This window comes from Rhodococcus sp. P14 (genome assembly GCF_000256505.1).
Classification (GTDB): Bacteria; Actinomycetota; Actinomycetes; order Mycobacteriales; family Mycobacteriaceae; genus Rhodococcus; species Rhodococcus ruber.
Genome location: NZ_AJFC01000150.1, coordinates 1 through 5,155, shown reverse-complemented (window position 1 = coordinate 5,155; position 5,155 = coordinate 1). Strand labels below are relative to the sequence as shown.

The following is a 5,155-nucleotide window of genomic DNA, read 5'->3' as shown; positions in this document are numbered from 1 at the left end:
CTGGGGCCCGCCGGTCTCGTCGAACGCCGCCGGCAGAGCACGGACGAGCGCCGCGTGCGCATCCACCTCACCGACGCCGGGAGCGCGCTGCGCTCACAGGCAGAGGACATTCCGGCGCGGCTGGCCTGCGCCATCGGTCTCGACACCGGCGAACTCGCCGGCCTGCGCGACACGCTCCACCGCCTGACCGCCGCCCTGCACGGCATCACCGACGACACACACCGCCGGGCCGACTGACCCACACCACCGACAGGAGAAACACATGCACGTGCTCTACACCGCCGAAGCCCTCGCCACCGGGGAGGGCCGCAACGGCCGCGCCCGCACCTCGGACGGCAAGGTCGACGTGAACCTGTCCGTCCCCACCGAGATGGGTGGCGACGGCAAGGGCACCAACCCCGAACAGCTCTTCGCCGCCGGGTACGCGGCGTGCTTCCACTCGGCGCTGCAGCTCGTCGCCCGGCAGGACAAGGCCGACGTCGCCGACTCGGCGGTCGGGGCACGCGTGGGCATCGGCCGCACCGACGGCGGCGGCTTCGGCCTGAAGGTCACCCTCGAGGTGTCCCTCCCCCACGTGCCGCGCGCCCAGGCCCTCGAACTGACCGACAAGGCCCACCAAGTGTGCCCGTACTCGAACGCCACCCGCGGCAACATCGAGGTCGAGCTCGAGGTCACCGAGGACTGACACCCGCGCGGCCCACCGTCGGGCGCGCGTAGCGTGGAGTGCGTGTGCAGGCAGGACGGGCCGCGGCTCGCGCAGTTCACCGCGGGACTCGGATTCACCCTCGACGACTTCCAGGTCCGCGCCTGCCGCGCCCTCGACGAGGATCGGGACGTGCTCGTGTGCGCTCCCACCGGAGCCGGCAAGACGGTCGTCGGCGAGTTCGCCGTCCACCTCGCGCGCGCCGCAGGCGGCAAGTGCTTCTACACCACCCCGATCAAGGCCCTGAGCAACCAGAAGTACGCCGATCTGGTCGCGCGGCTCGGGGACGAGCAGGTGGGGCTGCTCACGGGCGACGTCTCCCTCGACCCGCACGCACCCGTCGTGGTGATGACCACCGAGGTGCTGCGCAGCATGCTGCACGGCCGCTCGCCCCTGCTCGACGGGCTCACCCACGTCGTGATGGACGAGGTGCACTTCCTCGCCGACCGTGAACGCGGGGCGGTGTGGGAGGAGGCCATCCTCTACCTCCCCGCCCCCGTGCGGCTGGTGAGCCTGTCGGCGACGGTCAGCAACGCCGAGGAGTTCGGCGCGTGGCTGGGCCTCGTCCGCGGAGCGACCACCGTCGTCGTCGAGGAGACCCGGCCGGTGCCGCTGCACCAGCACGTGCTCGCCGGTGGACGGCTGTTCGACCTGTTCTCCCCCACCACCGGGGCGATCGACGAGAATCTCGTGCGGTACGTCGCGCACCGCCAGCTCGTCGACGCCGCCCCCGCGGTTCCGTCCCGGCGCCGGCGTCGCCGCTCCGCCACACCCGGCCCGGCCGGCGTCGACCGGCCCGAACTCGTCGCGCGGCTCGAAGCCGAGTCGCTGCTGCCGGCGATCTGGTTCCGCTTCAGCCGCAGCGGCTGCGACGAGGCCGTCGCCGAATGCCTGCGTTCGTCGTTGCGGCTCACCGAGGCCGCCGACGTCACCCGCATCCGCCGCATCGTCGATCGGCACACGGCCGGGGTCTCCCCCGCCGACCTCGATGCGCTCGGATTCGCCGACTGGCTCGACGGACTCGAGCGTGGCTTCGCCGCCCACCACGCGGGCATGGTGCCGGTCTTCCGGCACGCCGTGGAGGAACTGTTCGGCCTCGGCCTCGTCCGGATCGTCTTCGCCACGGAGACCCTCGCCGTGGGCGTCAACATGCCTGCCCGGACCGTCGTGCTCGAACGCCTCGTCAAGCACACCGCCGCCGGACCGGTCCGGCTCACCGCCGGCGAGTACACCCAGTTGACGGGACGGGCCGGTCGTCGCGGCGTCGACCGGGAGGGTCACGCGGTCGTGCTGTGGAGTCCGGAGGTGCAGCCGGCCACCGTCGCCGGACTCGCCTCCACCCGCACCTATCCGCTGAACAGCTCGCTGCGGGTGGGCTACAACACGGCCGTCAACCTCGTCGACAGGCTCGGGGTCGCCGGAGCCCGGGACCTGCTCGGACGGTCCTTCGCCCAGTTCCAGGCGGAGCATTCGGTGGCCGCGCTCGCCTCCGCCGCGACGACGAACGCCGCGACGCTGCGTCTGCTCGACGCCGAACTCGGGGACGCCGAGGGTTTCGCCGAGTACCAGCAGTTGCGGGAGCGGTTGGCCGTCGCGCGTACCACCGGAACCGCCGACGCGGTGACCGCGCTCGCGCGGGCCGTGCGTTCGCACCCCGGTCACCGGTACCCCGATCGGGAACGCCTGATCGCCGTCGCCGAGCGCCGGCGGGCACTGGCCGCCGACACCGAGGTGCTGCGCGGACAGGTCGCCGCCGCCACCGGTCGGCTGGTGGGCACGTTCGACCGAGTCCTCGGCCTGCTCGACGAACGCGGATACCTGCTGTCCGATCCGTATTCCGGCGAGGCGGTGGTCACCGACCACGGCCGGATCCTGGGCCGGATCTATTGCGGCAGCGACCTTCTCGTCGCCGAGTGTCTGCGGACCGGCGTGTGGGCGGGCCTGGATCCGGCGGAGCTGGCCGCCGTCGTGTCGAGCGTGCTCGGCGAAGCGCGCCGTCCGGCTCCCGGTGGCGGGGCCCTCACGGCCGGCGTCGACGCCGCCTACCGCGCGACGGTCCGGCTGTGGCGGGAGGTGTCGGACGCCGAGCGCCGGCACGGCCTGCCCGAGGGCCCCGAACCGGACCCGGTGGCGATGCGGGCGATCCACCGGTGGGCCCGGGGCGACGGGGTGTCCGCGGCCCTGCGTGAGGCCGCGGAGTCGGATCTGTCGGCCGGCGATCTCGTCCGTCGCTATCTGCGCACCCTGGACCTGCTCGGGCAGATCGGCAGGGGCGGGCACCCCGTCGAGCCGGTCGGCTTCACCGCGGCCGGGTACCCACAGCGCTCTCCAGTTCGCTGAGTGCGCCCTCGAGGAGTTCGCCCAGCCGGTCGAGGGCGGGCACGGCATGACGGTCGCCGACCACCCCGAGATCGAGCCGGCCGTCGTTCCCCATGAGGGTGATGCCCAGCGCCTGTCCGTTCAGCACCGCAGGCACGGGGTAGATGCCGGTCAGCCGCGCACCGTTCCAGTAACGGGTGCGCGCGGGCCCGGGAAGATACGAGATCAGCACGTTGAACGGCGGCGGGATCTCGTCGACGAACCGCCGCACCGGCTCGAGCGCGAGCGGGCTCAGCGACAGCGCGCTGAGCATCAGGAACTGGGTTCCGCTGAGCGCGGTGACCACCCGGTCGGTGTGGACGAGCGAGTCGGCGATCCGGGCGAGCCGCACCGCGGGATCGGGTTCGTCGGTGGCCAGGCCGATCACCATCGCTCCCACGCCGGGCTCACGACCGCCGGGGCCGACCGCGGCCCCACCGAGGTTCATCGGCACCGGGAGCATCGCGGTCAGCGGTGACTCCGGGAGCGCGTACCGCTCGGACAGATAGGCGCGCAAGCCGCCGGCGCACATCGTGAGCGCGGCGGCGTCGATCGTGGTGCCGGACGCGGTCGCGACCGCGTGGAGCCGCTCGATCTGCCAGGAACGCGCCGCGAAGGTCCGGCCCCGGCCCACCGCGACGTTGAAGATCGTGGGCGGTGTCTGCCACGGCAGCGCCACCCGGTGCCGGCGCACGCCGTCGGTGACCAGCCTGCCGATCTCCGGGGTCATCGCGAACACTTCCGTGCCCGCCCGCAGCCCGGCGCGCAGCCACGACGTGGGCAGTGTCGACAGCCGAGCCCGGGGGGCGACCACCTCCGGGCTCCACGGGGCGGGACAGTCGCAGGCCTCGGGGTCGGTGGACATGCTCCGGTGCAGCAGGCGCAGGCCGGCCGGACCGTCGGCGAGGGACAGATGGATCTTCGCGTACATCGCGGTGCGCCCGTCGTCGAGTCCCTCGATGACGTACACCTCCCACATCGGGCGGAGCGGGTCGAGTGGGGACCCGTGGATCCGGGAGACGAGGGCCAGCAGGTCGGTCATCGAACCCGAGCCGGGAACGGCGGTGTGGCGCACGTGGAATCCCAGGTCGACGTTCTCGGGACGCGACCACAACGGGTAGCCGGCTCCGCGCAGGGTCCGGACGGGACGCCGCCGCAGCGGGTCCGCCACCTCGTCGTGGGTGAGCAGGATCTCGTACATGCGGCGGGCGTGATCGTCCCCGGCCTCCGGCGGCGGTTCGAACAATACGAGAGCACCGAGGTGCAGTGGACGCGACGGAGTTTCGAGCAGTACGAACAGCGCCTCGGGAAGGCTCATCACCTGCATTCCCCCATCGTGGCGCCGAAACGTCCCGCGTGTGCGGTAACCCTGCCATCTCCGCACAAGAGGCGCACGTGCTGCGCCGGACGCCGTGACGTCTCCGCATCGTCCCGGACTACCCCTCGTCCAATCCCGGACGACGCGGAGACGTCGAGGCCGGGCTCCCGGATCCGGCCTGCGACGACGCTATCAACAAACCGGTCGAACGGTATCTGTTTTGCTCGACTTTGACCGCGCTTCCGTCGACGGGCGGGTTTCGACCGGGGGGTGCGCGGCTATAGCCCTTGTACGCGCACCGCCCCACGAGTGCTCTCCCCGCGCGGCCGGCGGCACGCGAACCGCCGAGCGACAGCAAGGAGCGCGGATCATGACCATCCAATCCGGAGGCGGAGGCGGCGGCACGATGGCGAGGCCGAACTCGTCCGGCCTCGCCGACGTCATCGACACCATTCTCGACAAGGGCCTCGTCATCGACGCATTCGTCCGCGTCTCGCTCGTGGGCATCGAGATCATCACCATCGACGCCCGGGTGGTGGTGGCGAGCGTGGACACCTACCTGCGTTTCGCCGAGGCGGTCAACAGGCTCGAGATCTCCACCACCGAGCCGAAAGGCCTGACGGACATCGTCGGCGGCCCGGCCGGGAAACTCACCGAGAAGGCCGCCGCGCACAAGACGAGAGGCGCCCTGGACTCCGCGGGCGAACGGGTCAGCGGCCTGCTCGCCGGCGGTCAGGACGAACGCGAGGCGGCGCCACGCCGGTCCCGGGACGGGT

4 protein-coding genes and 1 pseudogene are annotated in these 5,155 nt (G+C 72.3%); 4 read left to right on the top strand and 1 reads right to left on the bottom strand.

The window, feature by feature from the left end; all coding sequences use genetic code 11:
• The 3 genes and pseudogenes from OEY_RS28340 to OEY_RS0111050 form a co-directional block, all read left to right on the top strand.
• Window positions 1-237, top strand: a pseudogene (locus tag OEY_RS28340) (MarR family transcriptional regulator); the annotation flags it as partial.
• Window positions 238-262: 25 nt separating this feature from the next.
• Window positions 263-685 (top strand): organic hydroperoxide resistance protein, encoded by a 423-nt coding sequence (locus OEY_RS0111055; RefSeq protein WP_010593941.1) that lies wholly within the window; start codon window positions 263-265, stop codon window positions 683-685.
• A gap of 42 nt (window positions 686-727) precedes the next feature.
• Window positions 728-3,043 carry a DEAD/DEAH box helicase gene (locus OEY_RS0111050; protein ID WP_010593940.1) on the top strand — a complete coding sequence of 772 codons (2,316 nt, stop codon included), beginning with the start codon at window positions 728-730 and terminating at the stop codon, window positions 3,041-3,043.
• On the opposite strand, the gene OEY_RS0111045 is transcribed toward OEY_RS0111050, so the two are convergent.
• Window positions 3,003-4,388, bottom strand: coding sequence for a wax ester/triacylglycerol synthase family O-acyltransferase (locus tag OEY_RS0111045; protein ID WP_010593939.1), 1,386 nt, complete (start codon window positions 4,386-4,388; stop codon window positions 3,003-3,005). The genes OEY_RS0111050 and OEY_RS0111045 overlap by 41 nt on opposite strands.
• Window positions 4,389-4,749: 361 nt before the next feature.
• Here OEY_RS0111045 and gvpJ point away from each other — a divergent pair.
• Window positions 4,750-5,155 (top strand): gas vesicle protein GvpJ (gene gvpJ, locus OEY_RS0111040; protein ID WP_010593938.1); only part of this gene is annotated, 406 nt, incomplete at its 3' end.

Bases quoted from the DNA above. Each gene is read 5' to 3' on its own strand.
- OEY_RS0111055 (WP_010593941.1), top strand. From the start codon at position 263: ATGCACGTGCTCTACACCGCCGAAGCCCTCGCCACCGGGGAGGGCCGC.
- OEY_RS0111045 (WP_010593939.1), bottom strand. From the start codon at position 4,388: ATGCAGGTGATGAGCCTTCCCGAGGCGCTGTTCGTACTGCTCGAAACT.